This window comes from Shewanella sp. Shew256, from assembly GCF_002196695.1.
In the GTDB taxonomy this organism is placed as follows: Bacteria; Pseudomonadota; Gammaproteobacteria; order Enterobacterales; family Shewanellaceae; genus Shewanella; species Shewanella mangrovisoli.
In genome coordinates, this window is the sequence record NZ_NAJR01000005.1 from 158,895 (window position 1) to 177,145 (window position 18,251).

Genomic DNA, 18,251 nt, shown 5'->3' on the forward strand with positions numbered 1-18,251 from the left:
AACACACAGGATCATTAATTGATACTTAAATGGTATAAGCGAGAATTGTGCCAAAATATTTTTCATTATTTATCAATAAGATGTTTATGTTGATGACTGTGTGACGTTGTAAAAAATGCTAGATTTTCGCGAAAATGCTTAATAATTACGGACGATGTAGACAAGCTCGCGGTACACTAACGGCCTTGTTTCCTTCGAGTGTATTCATGTTAGCCAATAGCCAGTTGAGTCAAAGCTTGCTCTCTAAGAGTCCAGTAGAGTCTTTTTCCTTTGCCGGGCGCGAGATATTTCTCAAGCGAGACGATTTATTGCATCCTGCGTTTAGTGGCAATAAAGCGCGTAAGTTTGCCTATTTTCTAGATCATGAGTTTACTGGTGTGACTAAGCTGATTGGTCATGGCTCCGCGCAGGCTAACTCGTTGTATTCTCTGTCGGCGCTCGCCAAGCTAAAGGGCTGGCAGTGCGATTTTTATGTGGATCATATTGCTAGCCATGTCCGCACGTTGCCGACTGGTAACTATGCCGCCGCTATTGCTAATGGTACGCGTGTCATTAATTTATCAAGCCTGATTGCAGCCAATCCTTCTCTTCATCGTGAGCCTAATAGGACTTGCCAAGATTATATTGAGCAGCAAGTCATGCCAGCTGAGCCTAAGGCTTTGTTTATTCCCGAGGGCGGGCGCTGCCAGTATGCGCAATATGGTGTCAGTCAGTTAGCCGCCGAAATAGCTGCTTGGGCCGAGTCTCAGCATATTTCCGATCTCAAGGTGTTTTTACCCGCAGGTACAGGTACGACGGCGCTTTTTTTAAATCAGTATTTTGTGCGTCAGCAATTGAATATTCGAGTGCTTACCTGCGCCGTTGTCGGCGGCGATGAATATTTAACGCAGCAGTTTTATGAGTTAAATCCCAACTCTGCTGAACATCCACAGATTTTGAATGTGGGGAAGAAATACCATTTTGGGAAACTCTATCCTGAGTTTTATGCCATGTGGCAACGACTCTGTGCCAGCGGTGTGCAATTTGAATTACTCTACGATCCCTTAGGCTTTATGGTGTTAGAGGATTATTTACGGCGCGAGCAACATGCCTCCATTCTCTATATTCATCAGGGTGGGCTATTAGGGAATCAAACCATGTTGCCAAGATACAGACGAAAATATGGTGAGGGCGATGCAGGATAGCGTTTAGCCAACTAACTTATTGCGCTTTAATATTTTGTGGGTGCGTGTGGCTATCTTTTCCAGATGTTTAAGATCTTTCAATCCCGGCGTATCGGTTGAATATTGCCAATAGCTTATTTCAGCATCCAACATTTCCAGCATTTTTTTAGAACAGCCTAAACACTCACCTTGGCACATTTGTGCTTCATCTAAGTTGAGCGGAATAACCTGTTTAATCTGGGTTATTAAGGTCAGCATAGCCGTTTTAGTATCGGGTTTTGACATAGAAAATACATTCACAAACTGAGTGAGTGATTATATTAGCAGTGACAAATACAGATTAATTTGATCTAGGTTCGCGGAATACACATTTGGTTCGGCACGTATCTGTGTGAGCTAGATACCGCCTGAACCAAACGAGTTCGTCATTCGACGTAAGGGGATAGCAAATCGTGATATTGGGCTATCTATTTAGGTCATTTAGGCTTCGGTATGGCGAGGAAAATGGGAACCGAATAAACCTAAACACCGTCTTGGGTACTCTCAGGAGTACACCATGAGACTTATTTATTTGCCGACAATAGCCATTTCATAAAGTTTAAGGCTTCGGTACGCTTTGAAAAAGTCTGCTTGTTTTTACCTTGTCTATCGGTAAAAGCAATGGATGTTTTGTTAACTGAAATAGAGTCTACAGGGAAGTTCACTGTAATTTCATGTCCGTTAATTTTGTATGACATAGGCCACACTCCTTTTAATTCAATTCACCCTTAGGTGAGTAAGTTGTAACAATAAAATATCCTTAGCATAATTGCGAAAGATGATACCAATGAGTCTTGAGGTTACCCATTCCATGATCATTAATCAAGAGATGCCTTATTGATAACTAATGCATATCAGCGATTATGTCAATGGAATATCTCAATTAGCCCAGTTGACCATAGCAAAGTGACAATACTATGACATGGGTTTAATTAAATAGTTCACTGTTTTTGAGTCGATGCAGAAAATCACTAACTCATTATTTTTGTGGGACTTACTTGTAGTAGGCTTTCTTCGTGAGGATCGTGTTTGTCATTGCTTACGCGAATGTACAAACCGATATAAAAAGGATAACGACAAGATACTTCTCAAAACGGCGGGCAGTATAACAGCAAAATTCCCGCTGGCAAGTTTATTTTTTACTCAGCGGGAAAAAGGCTTGTTGGTATTTTGTTGTAAATTTGTGTTTATCGGTTATTCACTCTGCCAGCTTATTTTAAATGTCAGCGAGATTAATAAATCAGCTCACCAATGGGATTCAATAATTTACTGAGCCCTTTGGTAAAATATAACGGCGCATCTAAAACTGTGTAGCAGAGGCAGCCTGACTGGGTCTTAGGTGAATGATGTGTGTTGCCATCTAAGATGATGAAATCGCCGGGAACATACTGCCCGTTGAGGTCCGAAAATTCCCCCGCCAATAATAGGGTCAGCTCGTATCCCTTATGGGTGTGCTGCGGGATTTCACCTAAGGCGTCGATATGCAATAGGCTGGCGCGGGTATGGCTTTCATTCACATCGAAACGCATTCGGCTGACTTTACCAATCTGCTGCCACGGATGAGCGATATGTTGACGAAAGACTGTAGGGATCTCATAGCGCACATGCTTATGATTTAGGGAAACCGTCGCTTTGGCGAGATAGTCGTTTTCAGTTGGCGTTGCTTCTGGCAAGTCCATAATATGCGACAACATTTGCTGCCAGGCGTCATCTTGTGCGGTATCGGTTTCGCTGATAAAAGCAGGTTCAGTGGTTTGGCTCGGCGTTAAAAAGGCGAGTTCTGCCGCTTGTTCCGTAAAGCGGCTGACTTGCGATTGACACTCATGGCAAAGGGCACAATGGGCCGCAATGGCAATTGACATAGACAACGGCAGCTCGCCTTGAGCATGGGCTAACAGCAAATCGGTATGGGGATGATGTTTAATCATGTTGCGTCTCCAAAAAGCTTTTCAGCTTTTCTAACCCCAATCTGAGCCGCGATTTTATCGTACCAATCGGGACTTTTAAGGCATCGGCTAATTCTTGTTGCGTGAGTTCTTGCATATAGATCCCTTGAACCACTTGGCGTTGGGGCAGGGGTAGGGCATCTAAGTGCGCGAGTAGCTTGGCGGTGAGTTTATGATCTGGGCCGCCTTCTTGACTGACAGCCACATCGTAAATAGGCCAAATATCATCTCCGAAGGCATCTTCACGGTTATGTTGGATGCGCCTGAGCATGTCGAAACACTGGTTGCGCATAATGGTAAAAACCCAGGTCGCCACCGAGCCTTTGTCGGCATTGTACAAATGGGCCTTGGTCCACACTAAGGTCATGGTTTCTTGCACTAGATCCATGGCCAGCCCTTGCTGATTTAAGCGTTGCAGACCAAATGCACGAATTTTGGGCATAAAATGGCTGAACAATTCCGCAAAGGCGGCTTTATCCCGTTGATTCGCGACTCTTAGAATGGCGCGCGCTAAAGGATCCGCATCTGTGACTGGCTCATCGGCTGTTGAAATAGTGCTATCGTTTTCCATAGCCATATCGATATGGGATGATAACTGTCTATCATAGCGATTTTGCGCTAAATGTGATTGAAAATTTTCCATTATTAGCTCTTTACTTAAGGTTCAATCCAGTCTGAACATCACAAAAGATGTTACGTCAGGGCCGACATTCGATAAGCATACAGAGCAATACGTGGTGCGCGGGAAGTTGGATCACTCAAGCTGATTGAATGACAGTATGTAATAAATCCTGTGTTAGTTGATGATCTAATGCATTGATACAAGCGTATTTCTCGGCAGCTTGAACCGGCAGAATTTCTAACCAGCGTTGGCACACCCAGGCGATATCTTCAAATTGTTCCACCTGATAATGTTGCAGGTGCTGCGGGAACTCCTTAAGAATGTTTTGCAGCATCTCACTCAAGTAACGCTCATCGTCTTCAATCGGTGCACTCGGCCAATTATCGATAAGTTTCACCTCGGCGCACTTTAATCCGTCCGACTCTATGCTGATATCGCCGAGTGTGAAGCGTTGTTTTCCTTGAATGCTTATTCCGAGCATACCATCAGGTAAGGTTTCAAAATCGATGATATGCACCAGCGTGCCGATGGGATAAATGGTTTTGCCATCCTCCGATGTCATACACAGGCCAAAGCCATCCGCCGATTTAAGGGATTCAGCGACTAAGCGTTTATACCTGGGTTCAAAAATGCGCAACTGAGTATATCCCTCTGGTAATAAACAGATTGGCAAAGGAAAAAGAGGTAATTTCATAGTGGCCTCAAGTGAACTTATGTCTATATCATTACGTACCATATACAGAATTTGATCAGTGTACCAAGCAATAACCGATTCATTTAAGGGGATGAGATGAAGTTAAATCCATTCGAGAAAAAGTTAGTCCAGCATCCGCTACGTTTTTGGTTGCAAAACCATATTGAAGCGCCATTACTGACTTCTATGATGCCCAAACCCCTTCCTTATATACGTCACGCACTCGAAATTGGTTGTGGTTTTGGTAACGGAATTCAGTTGATCCGCGACCATTTTGGGGCCGAGCAAGTCACGGCTGTCGATCTTGACCCTGAGATGGTCGCACCCGCTAAAGCGCGCTGGCATGATTCACCCAATGGGTTAAGCCAATTGGCATTCAGTGTTGCCGATGCTACTGCGTTGCCTTTTGCAAATGCCCAGTTTGATGTGGTGTTCAATTTTGCCGTGTTTCACCATATTCCCGATTGGCAAGCGGCGGTTGCCGAGGTGGCAAGGGTGCTAAAACCCAACGGTTACTTTGTGGTAGAGGATTTATACCGCGCTGCTATTTGCAATCCCTTGAGTCGACGGTTGTTTGAGCATCCGCAACAGAATCGATTTAACCATCAAGAATGGTTAGCAGGACTGCGCCAAGGGGGATTTGAGATCCTCTGCGAGAGAAATCTTCTCAATCTTTCGGGCATGGTGCTAGCTCAAAAACGCATGGCATAAAGGGAGGAATTGCAACGATAGATGCGCGATAGCCGTAAGCGAATCACGTATTTATCGGGACGCCTGCCGAACGATAAAGGATTGCCGAGTGATTGTAATTTTTAGATAAAATCGACTTATCGCATGGTTCTCATGGTGAGTTTACCGCTATAATTTAGCTTAATCCGTCACTGGTGAGGAAAGCTGTTCCTCCAAAGTAGAGAAGTCGCATTATGGCAAACGTGCTTGCAACCGTAGATCAACGAACCAAACTCGTCGGTGAAAATCGGCTCGAACTGCTGCTGTTTCGAATTAACTCTACCCAGTTATTTGCGATTAACGTCTTTAAAGTCAAAGAAGTCGTCAAGTTACCACCATTAAATTCTATGCCCGGCAGTCATCCCCATATTTTTGGGGTGGCGAATATTCGTGGCATGTCGATTCCCGTCATTGACCTGCGTTCGGCTATCGGTTTTAAACCTGTGCCTCCGGGAGATGATGCCAATATGATCATCACCGAATATAACCGCAGTGTGCAGGGCTTCTTAGTCGGTAAGGTCGAGCACATTATCAACATGACCTGGAGCGATATTATGCCGCCGCCTAAAACGGCTGGGCGAAATAATTACCTCACGGCCATCACCCGCATCGAATATCAAGGTCAGTCGCAACTGGTGTCGATCATCGATGTCGAGAAGGTACTTGCGGAAATCGTCCATTACGATATTCGTCTCTCCGAAGGGGTATTGGATGAGAGCCTGTTAGACAAGATGCCCGGTAAGAAGGTCTTGATTGTCGATGACTCGTCAACCGCAAGGCGCCAAGTGCGTGAGACCTTAGGCCAACTCGGGATTGAAATCATCGAAGCCTCCGATGGCTTGCAGGCATTGCATTTACTGCAAAAATGGCGCGATGAAGGCAAGAATGTCGCCCAAGAGCTGTTGATGATGATAACCGATGCCGAAATGCCGGAGATGGACGGCTACAAGCTGACCTACGAAGTGCGTAACGATAAGGCGATGGCGGATTTATTTATCACCTTAAACACTTCGCTCAGCGGTAGCTTTAACAATGCGATGGTTGAGAAGGTTGGCTGCGACAGGTTTATTTCTAAATTCCAGCCTGACTTGCTGGTGGAAGTGGTGCAAGACAGGTTAAAACAAGTTATTGGCAAATAACGCCACTGATTTAACCGATTGCTCAATTACAGGTTTGAAACCCATTGGCCGCCCTAGCAACCTGCGATTTGCGGCCTCGTTATTTTCAGCACTCGCTTTTAGTATTTCACTTGTGGCTCGTACTATTGGCTGTAACTTGGACTATTTGCTGTGATGTAGACGATTTACCGCGATACGGTTTATTGGCTGAGTTCGGCTTTAACATCGGCAAGGACTTGGCGCTTCATCTCTTTGGCTGCCGCGATATGGATCCGCGCAAGCCTAAGGGCATAGTTAAATCTCTGCCTACCGACTAATCGAATAAGCTCGGCAAAAAATACGGGATCTAAGCAAAATTGCTGGCTGTAGTAGTGAATCGCCGCGGGTAAAGAGGTGTAAGTCACCCCATCAAACTCAAAGCGAGTACTGTCTAACTGGCATTCGAGTTCAACCCCTTCAAGCTGTATCGGCCAGCCCGGAAAATTAATCCTGTCGCGGGAAATTTGATACATCATCCAAGCGCTTTTTTTAAAGCCTTCAAACACTTTGCAGGAAAACTCAGACTCGGCTAACTCTTCCTCCGTCCAATTAATCCCAATGGCTAAGTGCTTGGCATAAATGCTCATTAGGGCATCTTTAACCGCCACACGGCAGTCCCAGATAGAGGTTAAGGTGTGCTTTTTAGCAAGTTTTAAGCATTCGGCGCAGCAAGGAACGGCTAAAGCCGGGTGGGGCGCATGTGACTCTGCTTGATATTCCAATCGGTCTTTGCAGGGCTCGCCGCAAAACCAACAGAGGTGACGTTTATCGAAGGGTATGTCGATACAAGGGAAAGCGGACATCAAGAGCTAAATACCTCAGCCCTTGATGCCTTAAACATGCTGTTTTGGTTGATGGATTTAAACCTCTTCAACATCAACTAAATCTTTCGCCAGAACGATAGGATCTAACTCTAAGCAGTCTTCATCGCTCTGCCAATCAACACCAATCAACACGCCATCGTCGTTGAGATCCGATACCCAGTACTCGAGGAATTCTTCGAGGCTAATGGCCACCGCTTGGTAGTCTTTCCACTCTTCGGTGCAGTGAGATTTTGCCTGCGCTTCACTCGACCATAAAGGCATAACATCAGTATCTTCGAACTCGCCCGAGTCACAAACGACCCAGCCTTCGCCAGTTTCATCCATCAAACCCCAGAGTGTTTGATGTTCTTTTACGTTTTCGATAAAGCCAGCCAACGCCGCGTTGATTTCAGTCATGATAGGTCTCTTTGAAGTATGCTGTTAACTTGTCCATTATACGGCAACGGATAGATAGTCCAAGGGATTCTTTGCTAAGATTTTTTCGCTGTTGGTTAACTGAGCAATAAGTGAATTTATCTGGCGATTTCTGGTGATAAGCATTGTGTTAGCGGGCGCTATGGGTCAGGATGTGCCGAGCAGAGGCACCGATAATGATTACTGATTGTTGGTGAGTATCTGGCTCGATTTTCTGGGGGAGAAAATAGTTTCGTGGATGTTTGGCCGTTGCCCTGTTTGTTGGCCTATCAACACAGCGGCAACCTGTTTATGGCTTAATATCGTATTTCTCTTGGCTTGGGGTGATCCACCTCTTGCCTCGCTCAGCTAAGATACATTCTTAGCGCTGACTGTAGGAGTAATTGATTTGATCAAATTGAAAGGAATGCCCTATCTTGCCGCCAGCATCGCCGCGTGTGTGAGCTTAAGTGCGTGTTCGAGCGCGCCAACCTCCGGCGGTACGACTCAAACCGCGATCGCTGAGACGCAGGCCGCCGTGCAAGAAATGCCGCTCAGTGACACCATCGCCGCCCATGCTGCAGCGTTTCCGACCTGTGTGGCTAACCTACAGGAGCGCGCACGTACCGAAGGCTTATCCGAAGCCACTATCCAAGACACCGTCGCCAGTTTACAGTTTGTGCCTAAAGTGATTGAGCTTGACCAAGCTCAGCCCGAGTTTAGTCAAACCTTCAACAACTATTTTACTAAGCGGGCGACCGATTGGCGGGTGAATGAAGGCCGCCGTTTACTGCAAAAACACCGCGCGCTGCTCGATAAATTGGCGCAGGAATACGGTGTACCGCCACAATATATTCTGTCTTTCTGGGGACTAGAGACTAACTACGGTTCCTACAAAGGCAAAATGTCTGTGTTAGATTCCCTTGCGACCTTGGCCTGTGAGCCGCGTCGCAGTGGCTATTTTACGACTGAGCTGATGCAAGCGCTTAAGTTAAAAGAAAAATACGGCTTTGATAAGAGCACTATGGTGGGCTCTTGGGCCGGCGCCATGGGGCACACCCAGTTTATGCCCTCGGCCTATGCTAAATATGCCATCGATGGTGATGGTGACGGTAAGGCCGATTTGTGGAATAGCACCGAAGATGCACTCACCTCGGCGGCGAACTTTTTGCAGCACTTAGGCTGGCAACGCAATGAGCGTTGGGGGCGTGAAGTGGTATTGCCGCGCAATTTCAACTATGAAAACCTTGGCGCCAAACAGGCGCAGCCGCTATCCCAATGGGCGGCGCAATCTGTCGTGCAAAGTAATGGACTGCCTTTACCCGCTATCGATATGAAGGCGGCGCTGTATTTGCCCTCGGGTCATACTGGCCCCGCGTTTTTAGGCTATGAGAACTTCAATGTGATCATGCGTTGGAACCGCTCCGAATTTTACGCCATTACCGTTGGTCATTTGGCCGATAGAATTAATGGTGGCGAACCATTAAAAGTGGCGCCGCCCGAGCAACCACGTTTGAGTCGCGAGCAAATCAAACAGTTGCAAACCAAGCTGAATGAATCAGGCTTCGATGTCGGAAAGCCCGACGGCGTACTTGGGCGTAACTCTTCGGCGGGGATCCAAGCATTCCAGCGCAGTAAGAATATGGTTGCCGACGGTTTCCCAAGCCCTGAAGTCTTCAGTGCTCTGGGGATTTCACTCTAAAGTCTTTAGGTTGTGTCGTACTGCCTGCGAATATTGCCGCAAGTGGCTTATGGTTAACGCAACCCTATGCCACTTTAGGCATGGGGCTTGCTGATCCGCAGCCGTTTAAGCTTTGGTGAGGTATCGCAGGGATAAAACAGTGGAGTGCAAAGGCCAGTTTTGTTAAGCTCGGCCGACATTTGAAATCGAAGCAAATCAAAGGATATTCGATGAGCATTAAAGACGATATGGTTGTGCAGTTTAACTACACTCTGCGCGACGAAAAAGGCGAAGTGATCGAGACAAACGAAGGTCGCGAGCCGATTGCTTACTTACACGGCCATGACAACATGATGCCAGGTGTTGAGAATGCGATTAATGGTAAAGCGATTGGTGAAAAGTTCACTGTTACTCTGCCATGCACTGAAACCTATGGTCAGCGTATCGAAGGTGAAGCGGCGCAGCAACGTGTGTCTGTGAAGCACCTGTTAGGCGCTAGCGTGTGGAAGCCAGGCATGACGGCTGTGGTTCATACTGATCAGGGTCAACGCCAAGTGACTATCGTCAAAGTGGGTAAGTTTATGGCGACTGTGGATGTTAACCATCCATTAGCGGGCCGTGACTTAACCTTCGATATCGAAGTGGTTGGCGCCCGTGATGCGACCGATGAAGAAATCGCCCACGGTCATGCCCACGGTGTCGGCGGTCACCACCACTAATCTGTGTGGTTGCTCCCATTAATACTCTGCAACAGCAGGTGTGCCCAGGAATAACGACCAGATAAGTAAACAAAAGCCCAAACCTAGGTTTGGGCTTTTTTGTGCGTAAATGCTTTGGTTTCAAACAAACTCTAGCAATGAAAGTCTCGCAATCAACATCGTGGTTTTTGTGCAAAGGATTCACCGCTAAACTTATGGCCACTTTTCGTGGCGATGCTTGAGCACAGGCTTTCCTGCGTTCAAGCCCAACAAGTGCACAGTTTAATGGGTATGCTTCATCGGTTTATCACTAAACATCATATCAAGACTCGCTTGGGTCTGTGGGTGGTAACCACTGCGGGCCGCTAAGTAAACGGTTTTTGCCCAGTCATAGTGCTCGCTGCTCGCCAGTTTTTGATACAGAGGCACAATCAGCCTGCGCCGGCCAATCTCGGTTAAATGTTGTTTCAATGCAGGTAGGACACTGTAATAACCGTTATCGAGGGCGAGGGCATACCAGGCAAAAGCGATTTCATTATTGTGGGTGCCTGTAAAATGAAAGGCCTTATCTAACTCGGCTAATTGCTGCTCTGTGAGATTTAGCCTTGGCATTTCATTAATAAAGCGTAGCCATTGATGCACAGTCCAGCCCTGAGTGTTTAGCGCGCGGGCCTCACGCTTGCCTTCTAACCACGCTTGGCGCTGGGCATCGATATCATCGAAGGCGTGTGAGTTGGGTGGCACTAAAAAGCTGGGTAAACCTTGTCCCTCTACCCAAGTATCCACTTCGGACTCGCTGACGATATTGGGATATTTTTGCAATAACTGCTGCGTGAGGTAATTGCGGAACTGCTCCGTGGTAATGCTTTGAAACGCAAAGTGATCGAAGTAGCTTTTCACAAAGGTGTCGAACCGTTCGCGGCCAAATTTTTGCTCGAGGAAGCGCAAAAATAATTGCCCTTTCACATAGGGGACGCCGCTAAAGGCATCGTCGGGATCGCGATCGCCTAAGTCAATATGCAGCACTGAATCGCCAGCGGGCAACTCAGCTAATTCGGCCAATAGTTCAGAGTAACCAATGGTTTGCTCCATCAGGGCGCGGTCGCGGCCATAGAGATCTTCCATAATTCGGTTTTCCACATAGGTGGTAAAACCTTCGTTAAGCCAGAGATCGCGCCAGGTGGCGTTAGTGACTAAATTCCCCGACCAAGAATGGGCCAGCTCGTGGGCGATTAAACTCACTAGGCTTTTATCTCCCGCGATGACTGTGGGGGTAATAAAGGATAATCGCGGATTTTCCATCCCGCCGAAGGGGAAACTCGGCGGAAGGATCAGCAAATCGTATCGGCCCCAACGGTAATCGCCGTAACGTTTGGCGGCGATGGCGATCATCTCCGGCGTATCGGCAAATTCTTTGCTGGCCTTGGCAAGCATTTCGGGCTCGGCCCAAATGCCTGAGGTGTCGTCTAAGGCGGCAAATTGCAGATGTCCCGCGGCAATGGCAATCAAATAGGCCGGAATCGCCTGCGGCATAGTGAATTGGGTTTGCGTCGAAGACACGTTCTTTCGGTCGGCGCTCATCACGACACTAATGCCTTGCTTAGCGGTGACAGTGGCGCTATAGGTTTGGCGCACTGCGGGCGTATCTTGCAGCGGGATCCAGCTTCTGGCATGAATGGCTTGGCTCTGGCTAAACATAAATGGCCATTGCTTACCTTGGGTTTGCTCTGGAGTCAGCCATTGAATACCGGATGGATTCTTGGAGGTATGGTAATTAACTTTGACCTTAGCGACTCGCTCTTGAGGCAGATTGATGGTGAGCGCTGCGCCTTTGACCTTATCGGCTGTGCCTAAACTAAAGGGCACGGATTGCCATTGGCCGTTTGCATTTAACATGCTGACACTGTTAATCGTAAGGTCACGGGTATCGAGCACTAGTACTTTTCCGGCCTGATGCCAATCCAGTTCGAGAATCGCGTCCCCCGAGAGTTGCTGCTGCGCAAAATCTACGTTTAATGCCAATGCGATGTGATGAATGCTCACTTGCTGGTAATTGGCAAAGGTCAGCTCATCGGTGACAGAGTGCATTTGGCTGGCGGTGACGCTGGCTAGGTTCGTATTCGGTAAGGTATTGGCCGCATTGGCATAATGTACTAATGGCAGCAGCATCAAGAGTGCGCTGCTAATAAGGGTTCGACGGGATAAAAACATATAACCACCCAGTGTTGTGATTCTTGTTATGGTGTAAATCGCACTAGCCGCGAGTGGGCTGGCATCGCTGATGCGGGATTTTACTCGAACTGCTCTGCTTTGGGGCAATTTAGCTGACACTAAAATGTAATTAAACTTTATCTAGACTGTGGGATTGCCTTGTTAAAAAGCTGGGTTAAGCGTCTATGCCGAGCGGATAAGGGCTTGACGTAAGCGCACTCTAATACTGCAGCTGTGGATTTGATGGTGATGGATAAACCTAAGCTTGCTCAATCTATGGCGTGTCAGTCATCAACCCTAATGCGAGTTTAAAAGTTCATCCTTGGCGAAATAACTTTGCTATCATGGCGCGTTTTAACAGTGACTATCACGAGAGCGGAATTGCTATGCTAGTGGAATTTTCTCAGGGTAAGTTGATTGCCACTGAATTTGAAGTGCAGATCCGGCTGAACATGGCCAATGTGGTGCTTCAAGCTGCGGCCGAAGACATCAGCCTTAGGCAGGAGCCGCCGATGATTATCGCCAATGGCGGCGGCGTGCGTTGGAGCATTAAATTAGATAACACAAATCAGCTCGACGCATTGCAAGTTCTCCTCGGTATTGATTATCTGTAAAGTGCTCGCGGGGCGCGAATAATAACTTTTGATTTATAAGGGATTTGTCTGTATGACACTTGAACGTATTGTGATTGAGCCTCAAGTTGAGGCGACGGCGGCGGTGATTTGGTTACACGGTTTAGGAGACTCGGGCGCTGGGTTTGCACCTGTGGTTCCGGCGTTAGGATTGCCTGCGGGACATAGCATTCGTTTTATCTTCCCCCATGCGCCAGAGCAAGCGGTGACCATCAATGGTGGCTACATTATGCGCGCTTGGTATGACATCAAGAGCATGGATTTGCACGATAGAGCCGATATGCAGGGCGTGATGGCCTCGGAACTGAGTGTACGGGCCTTGATTGATGAACAAATCGCGGCTGGTATTCCGAGTGAACGCATCGTCTTAGCTGGTTTTAGCCAAGGCGGGGTGATGAGCCTATTTACGGGATTACGTTATCCTCAAAAACTCGCTGGCATTATGGCACTTTCCTGTTATTTACCGACGGGTGATGTATTACCCAGCCAATTAAGTGTCGCCAATGCGAAAACGCCTATTTTACATCAGCACGGTGAACAGGATGATGTGGTGCCATTATCCGCAGGTTTATTTGCGAAGAATGCGCTAGAGGCGGGTGGCTATTCGGTGCAATGGCAAACCTATCCTATGCCACATTCGGTCATCCCAGTGCAATTAAAAGCAATCAGCACTTGGTTACAACAGTGTTTTGAAATGTAGAAAAATCTAAATGCTGATAAAAACATCATGCGGTAAATTAAGTTTTGGCTGCATGGTGTTTTATATAGAGAACAATCCATTATATTGCCAGCGCTATCTAAGTTGCTTAAATTAAAGCGTTAAATTTTTTCTTTTTAAATGCCTTCCCCATTAAATTGTGAAATATAAAATAAGTCGTTTAGCTTATTTTTTATTTGAAACAAATCTGTCTTAAAACTCATTAAAGATCCCACATTAAAGTCACGTTTATTAATAAAAATGACACAATTCGTCTTTATTCTTTGTTATTATGCGTGGCGCGAGAGTCGATGGTACTCGCACAATCTATCTATGATAAAATAATTAAAATCAAGGGGTTGATGTAATGACAAATAAGCTTATTAAAGGATTAATTGCGACTGCAGTGCTTGCTGCGCTAGCAGGTTGTAATAGTGATGATGATAATACTAAAGTACCAACAACCTGTGCCGAAGCGGGCAGCGCTTGTAAAACATTTACCGTATTACACACCAATGATAACCATGGCCGTTTCTGGGAAAACAGTGATGGCGAATATGGTATGGCAGCGCGTAAAGCGTTAATTGATCAAATTCGTGCTGAAGTCAGCAAGAATGGCGGCCAAACATTATTATTGTCTGGCGGTGATATTAACACTGGCGTACCAGAATCTGATTTACAGGATGCGATTCCTGACTTTACCGGTATGAACAAAATTGGTTACGACGCAATGGCGGTTGGTAACCATGAATTTGACAATCCATTATCTGTATTAGATATGCAGCGTCGTTTAGCCGAATTCCCAATGTTGGCGGCGAACATTTACCGTAAAAACGCTGAGGGTGGTCAAGGTGAACGTTATTTCGAGCCTTACAAAGTGTTCGATATTAACGGTCTTAAAGTGGCTGTGATTGGTTTAACCACCGAAGACACTGCAAAAATCGGTAACCCAGAATTTATCAGCGATTTGATTTTCACCGATCCTAAAGTGGAAGTGGCGAAAGTTATCAAAGAAATTAAAGACGCCAAAGCGGCTGATGTGATCTTCGCAACGACTCACATGGGTCACTATGCCGATGGCCAAAACGGTAGCAACGCCCCTGGCGACGTAGCTATGGCACGTGCGTTGAATAAAGGCGATTTACAAGTTGTGATTGGTGGTCACTCACAAAATCCAGTGTGTATGGAACCGGGTACTGACAACAAGTCTTATGCCGACTTCAAACCTGGTGATGACTGTGCGCCAGATCAACAAAACGGCACTTGGATCATGCAAGCCCACGAATGGGGTAAGTATGTTGGCCGTGCGGATTTCCAATACTTCAACGGCGAACTGCATTTAGCCAGCTACAAGCTGATCCCAGTTAACATGCGTAAACTGGACGAAGCAGGTAAGAAAACCACAGAGCTTGCTGGCACTAAGATTGAGCCAGATGCTGAGTTAAAAGAGCTGCTGTCTTACTACCAAGAGAAAGGCCAAGCTAAGTTAGATGAAGTGATTGCGACTACCGATGCGCTGCTCGATGGTGAACGTGCAAACGTACGTAACAAGCAAACCAACTTAGGCCGTATGTTAGCCATGGCGCAAAGTGGTAAAGTGTCTGCTGACTTTGGTGTAATGAACTCAGGTGGTGTGCGCGCTTCTATCCAAGCGGGCGACATTACTTACCGTGACGTGCTGACGGTTCAACCTTTTGGCAACATGGTGACTCTGAACGAAATGACAGGTACTGAAGTTGCAGCTTACTTAGGCGCAGTGGGCAGTATCCAAATCGGTTCGGGTGGTTATGCGCAGATCACTGGCGTGAAAATGACCATCGACTGTGCGGCTAAGACGGCTAATATCAGCGAAATCAATGGCAAAGAGTTCAGTGCGACTGCAAGCTATAAGTTCACTGTACCTAGCTTTAACGCTGCAGGTGGTGACGGTTATCCAAAACTGGCTAGCCCAATCCAAACAGGTTATGTAGATGCGGACTTACTCTATTCATTCCTGAAAGAGAAACAAGCAATCGTAGCTGCTGACTACAACCCAGTGGGTGACATTGTTTACGAAAACTCAAACAGTGTTGAAGGCTGTCAGCTGTAATCGCATGCGATAAATTATCGCAAAAAAAAATGCCACTCATTTGAGTGGCATTTTTATTGGTATTCTAAAATCACCTCCTCTGGAGGTGGTGATCGTTCATGTGGGGATTTGCCCGTAGAATACCCATGCTAAATGCTGCCTTTGTTTGTTACCAGCAAATGAAGGAGTAAATAGCATGAGCAGATACGAGTCTTCATCACACGAATTTTACCGTTGTTAGTATCACTTAGTGTGGGCACCTAAGTACAGATACAAGATTCTGAAAGAAAACTTGGGTAAGGAGCTTTACTGAAGTATTTATGTATATTGCAATATGAAGAGATTTACGGTGGTAGAACTAAATGTGCAAATGGACCATGTGGACTTGGTTGTAAGGACTCCACCAAGTCTAAGCGTATCGGAATTGATGGTTTTTGTTAAAGGTCGAACAGTGATCAGGCTGTTTGCAAAATTTCCTTATTTAAGAAAGCAAAGGCTTTGGGGGAATCACTATTGGCAGAGGGGCTATTTTGTTGACTCAGTAGGAGCCAATGAGGATATCATCAGAAGATATGTAAGGTATCAGGATAAAGTCGCTAAAGAGAAAGCCAAGAGGCAAATTCAGTTAGATTGGAATATTAGTTTGTTAGCCCCATTCTAGGGGGCTGTATCAAAGGCACCTGCTATGCAGGTGGATTTATACTGTCTTTAAAGCAATTTAGTGATGTTTCTGAACGCTAGAATGCCGTCTTGCTATAACGTGCTCTGTTGCGCCAAATTCCGTTCGCACTCCATACCGCGCCAAGACTAAAGAGCATCACGCCGCCCATGATGATTGTCAGCCTTATCCAAGGCGCATCGTGGGCGATACGCATTTGTACCGCATCGATCGCGGTTGTGCCCCAAACGACTACCACACTGATGAATAATATCGCTTGCAGTAGTCGAATGACGACAGGGTGTTTGATAAGTAAACCCATAGGCGCGAATGCAAATAGGCCAGTTAATACAAGCTGGTCATAGCGTAGAAAATGCGCGCTTAACAGCCAAAAGGCGACAATAATCCAGATCACTCTCCACCACATAGTTTTCCTCTCTATCTTTCTATATTGACGAGGTCTAATGTAATGGGCTTTAAAGGACTATTCTATTTGCTTGTTCACAAAATTAGGATAAGACAAATAAAAAAGCCCAACTGAGTTGGGCTTTTTAGTAGATATAGATGCATTCGAAAGTGAGGATTACTCTACTTTATGCACTTGTTCATCGAAGTTACTGGCGACTTTACCGGCTTGAGTATTGTTGAATACGGTTTCGTTAAATTCGCCTTCAGATTTGGCAATCACCACAGTCGCGACGCAATCGCCTGTTACGTTAACCGCGGTGCGCACCATATCCAGCAGTCGGTCAACCCCGATAATGAGGGCAATACCTTCAACGGGCAGACCAACTTGGTTAAGCACCATAGCTAACATGATCAAGCCTACGCCCGGAACCCCAGCAGTACCGATTGACGCTAAGGTCGCGGTGACAACAACGGCAGCATAATCGGTAATGGTTAACTCAATACCAAAGACTTGGGCGATAAATACAGTAGCGACACCTTGCATAATCGCCGTGCCATCCATGTTAATGGTGGCACCTAATGGCAGGGTGAAAGAGGCAATTTTATTATCAACACCGAGTCTGTGCTCAGACGCCTCAATCGTAATCGGTAAGGTGGCGTTTGAGCTTGCGGTTGAAAAGGCAAACAACTGCACATCACGCATCTTACGAATAAAGATCAGCGGATTTAAGCCTGAGAATAACTTAAGCAGGGTCGGGTAGACGATAAAGGCGTGGATGAGTAACACCACCAACACGACAAAGAAATACTTGACCACACTTTCGAATGTTCCCAAACCTAGCGTTAAAGCCAGTTTTGCCATCAGTGCAAACACCCCGTAAGGCGCAAGCTGCATGATCAGCGTAACGACCCGCATGATCACTTCATTTAAATCTTCAAATAACGCGGCAACACGTTTCCCACGTTCGCCAATATGCGCAATCGCAAAGCCAAAAATCACCGCAAAGATAATAATCTGCAGCATATTGCCTTCGCTCATGGCTTGCATCGGATTCGTTGGCACTATATTGATTAGGACGCTCGAAAGACTAGGTGCTTCTTTGGCTGTGTACTCCATTTTTTCGGAAGCGAGCGAAGCATTACCTGGATGAACTAATACCGCGCTGACAATGGCGAGAATTAAAGCAATCGCTGTTGTGAATAAATAAAAGGCTAATGTTTTGCCGCCTAAACGACCTAATTTTGAAGGTTCACTCAGTGAGCAAGTGCCACAAACTAATGAAATAAATACCAGTGGAACCACTAGCATTTTCAAACTTGAGATAAAGATAGTGCCGATAACATGTAAGAAACCTTCAGTAATATAGTCTTTTACGATATCGCTTTCTGGAAAGACATTGCGGAGTATGAGACCTAAAGCAATACCTGTTGCCATACCGAACAGAATTTTGCTTGTAAGGCCGAATTTCTTTTGTAATAAGGTTGCCATGGGGGTTCCTGTGTGTTTTTTATACATTCTAATATTGGCGACGACAAGCCTAGCAAGAAAATGCAGAAGTTTAAATGAGTTCCGATGTTAAACTGGCTGCAAAATATGAGAAATAAAATAAGAGAGTATTGGAAAAGTTAGG

At 46.1% G+C, this 18,251-nt stretch carries 18 protein-coding genes and 1 pseudogene; 9 read left to right on the plus strand and 10 right to left on the minus strand.

Translation table 11 applies throughout. The annotated features are described in order from the left end of the window. Window positions 1-236: 236 nt before the first annotated feature. Window positions 237-1,184, plus strand: coding sequence for a pyridoxal-phosphate dependent enzyme (locus B5P39_RS11245; protein WP_088211700.1), 948 nt, complete (start codon window positions 237-239; stop codon window positions 1,182-1,184). A gap of 3 nt (window positions 1,185-1,187) precedes the next feature. On the opposite strand, the gene B5P39_RS11250 is transcribed toward B5P39_RS11245, so the two are convergent. The 5 genes from B5P39_RS11250 to B5P39_RS11270 form a co-directional block, all read right to left on the minus strand. Next, complete coding sequence (locus tag B5P39_RS11250; RefSeq protein ID WP_011717391.1) at window positions 1,188-1,448, minus strand: hypothetical protein; 261 nt, start codon at window positions 1,446-1,448, stop codon at window positions 1,188-1,190. Between the two features lie 278 nt (window positions 1,449-1,726). After that, complete coding sequence (locus tag B5P39_RS11255; protein WP_023265706.1) at window positions 1,727-1,900, minus strand: hypothetical protein; 174 nt, start codon at window positions 1,898-1,900, stop codon at window positions 1,727-1,729. Window positions 1,901-2,434: 534 nt separating this feature from the next. Continuing rightward, window positions 2,435-3,130 (minus strand): ChrR family anti-sigma-E factor, encoded by a 696-nt coding sequence (locus B5P39_RS11260; RefSeq protein WP_088211577.1) that lies wholly within the window; start codon window positions 3,128-3,130, stop codon window positions 2,435-2,437. Continuing rightward, complete coding sequence (locus tag B5P39_RS11265; RefSeq protein WP_176399923.1) at window positions 3,123-3,791, minus strand: sigma-70 family RNA polymerase sigma factor; 669 nt, start codon at window positions 3,789-3,791, stop codon at window positions 3,123-3,125. The genes B5P39_RS11260 and B5P39_RS11265 overlap by 8 nt, the downstream gene beginning before the upstream one ends. Window positions 3,792-3,906: 115 nt before the next feature. Then, entirely contained in the window at window positions 3,907-4,464 is a 558-nt protein-coding gene (locus B5P39_RS11270) for an LON peptidase substrate-binding domain-containing protein (RefSeq protein ID WP_088211578.1), read from the minus strand. Between the two features lie 96 nt (window positions 4,465-4,560). On the opposite strand from B5P39_RS11270, the gene B5P39_RS11275 reads away from it, so the two are divergent. Together B5P39_RS11275 and B5P39_RS11280 are read left to right on the plus strand one after the other, a co-directional pair. Continuing rightward, window positions 4,561-5,175: a class I SAM-dependent methyltransferase gene (locus B5P39_RS11275; RefSeq protein WP_088211579.1), complete on the plus strand. Its 615-nt coding sequence runs from the start codon at window positions 4,561-4,563 to the stop codon at window positions 5,173-5,175. 212 nt (window positions 5,176-5,387) lie between these two features. Then, window positions 5,388-6,332 carry a chemotaxis protein CheV gene (locus B5P39_RS11280; protein WP_088211580.1) on the plus strand — a complete coding sequence of 315 codons (945 nt, stop codon included), beginning with the start codon at window positions 5,388-5,390 and terminating at the stop codon, window positions 6,330-6,332. A 179-nt stretch (window positions 6,333-6,511) separates the two neighbouring features. Here the strand turns inward: B5P39_RS11280 and B5P39_RS11285 are convergent, their stop codons facing one another. Both B5P39_RS11285 and B5P39_RS11290 read right to left on the minus strand, forming a co-directional pair. Further along, window positions 6,512-7,153: a hypothetical protein gene (locus B5P39_RS11285; protein WP_088211581.1), complete on the minus strand. Its 642-nt coding sequence runs from the start codon at window positions 7,151-7,153 to the stop codon at window positions 6,512-6,514. Between the two features lie 57 nt (window positions 7,154-7,210). Beyond that, window positions 7,211-7,570, minus strand: coding sequence for a DUF2750 domain-containing protein (locus B5P39_RS11290; RefSeq protein WP_011072081.1), 360 nt, complete (start codon window positions 7,568-7,570; stop codon window positions 7,211-7,213). A gap of 406 nt (window positions 7,571-7,976) precedes the next feature. Here B5P39_RS11290 and B5P39_RS11295 point away from each other — a divergent pair, with 406 nt between their 5' ends. Both B5P39_RS11295 and B5P39_RS11300 read left to right on the plus strand, forming a co-directional pair. Further along, on the plus strand, window positions 7,977-9,269 hold the full coding sequence (locus B5P39_RS11295) for a lytic murein transglycosylase (RefSeq protein WP_254915770.1): 1,293 nt from the start codon (window positions 7,977-7,979) through the stop codon (window positions 9,267-9,269). Between the two features lie 209 nt (window positions 9,270-9,478). Next, window positions 9,479-9,967, plus strand: a complete 489-nt coding sequence (locus tag B5P39_RS11300; protein WP_011623029.1) for an FKBP-type peptidyl-prolyl cis-trans isomerase — start codon at window positions 9,479-9,481, stop codon at window positions 9,965-9,967. Window positions 9,968-10,228: 261 nt separating this feature from the next. Here the strand turns inward: B5P39_RS11300 and B5P39_RS11305 are convergent, their stop codons facing one another. Further along, window positions 10,229-12,157 (minus strand): M1 family metallopeptidase, encoded by a 1,929-nt coding sequence (locus B5P39_RS11305; RefSeq protein ID WP_088211582.1) that lies wholly within the window; start codon window positions 12,155-12,157, stop codon window positions 10,229-10,231. A 386-nt stretch (window positions 12,158-12,543) separates the two neighbouring features. On the opposite strand from B5P39_RS11305, the gene B5P39_RS11310 reads away from it, so the two are divergent. The 4 genes and pseudogenes from B5P39_RS11310 (at window position 12,544) to tnpA (ending at window position 16,215) form a co-directional block, all read left to right on the plus strand. Then, window positions 12,544-12,771, plus strand: coding sequence for a DUF3389 family protein (locus B5P39_RS11310; RefSeq protein ID WP_088211703.1), 228 nt, complete (start codon window positions 12,544-12,546; stop codon window positions 12,769-12,771). A gap of 52 nt (window positions 12,772-12,823) precedes the next feature. Continuing rightward, a complete protein-coding gene (locus B5P39_RS11315) occupies window positions 12,824-13,489 on the plus strand; it encodes an alpha/beta hydrolase (RefSeq protein ID WP_088211583.1) in 666 nt (221 codons plus the stop codon). 364 nt (window positions 13,490-13,853) lie between these two features. Then, entirely contained in the window at window positions 13,854-15,575 is a 1,722-nt protein-coding gene (ushA, locus tag B5P39_RS11320) for a bifunctional UDP-sugar hydrolase/5'-nucleotidase UshA (protein WP_088211584.1), read from the plus strand. A 229-nt stretch (window positions 15,576-15,804) separates the two neighbouring features. After that, a pseudogene (gene tnpA / locus B5P39_RS11325) lies at window positions 15,805-16,215 on the plus strand (IS200/IS605 family transposase). A gap of 76 nt (window positions 16,216-16,291) precedes the next feature. On the opposite strand, the gene B5P39_RS11330 reads toward tnpA, so the two are convergent. Then, window positions 16,292-16,639, minus strand: a complete 348-nt coding sequence (locus B5P39_RS11330; protein WP_088211585.1) for a hypothetical protein — start codon at window positions 16,637-16,639, stop codon at window positions 16,292-16,294. 156 nt (window positions 16,640-16,795) lie between these two features. Next, window positions 16,796-18,109 (minus strand): dicarboxylate/amino acid:cation symporter, encoded by a 1,314-nt coding sequence (locus B5P39_RS11335; protein ID WP_011716748.1) that lies wholly within the window; start codon window positions 18,107-18,109, stop codon window positions 16,796-16,798. Between the last annotated feature and the right edge of the window lie 142 nt (window positions 18,110-18,251).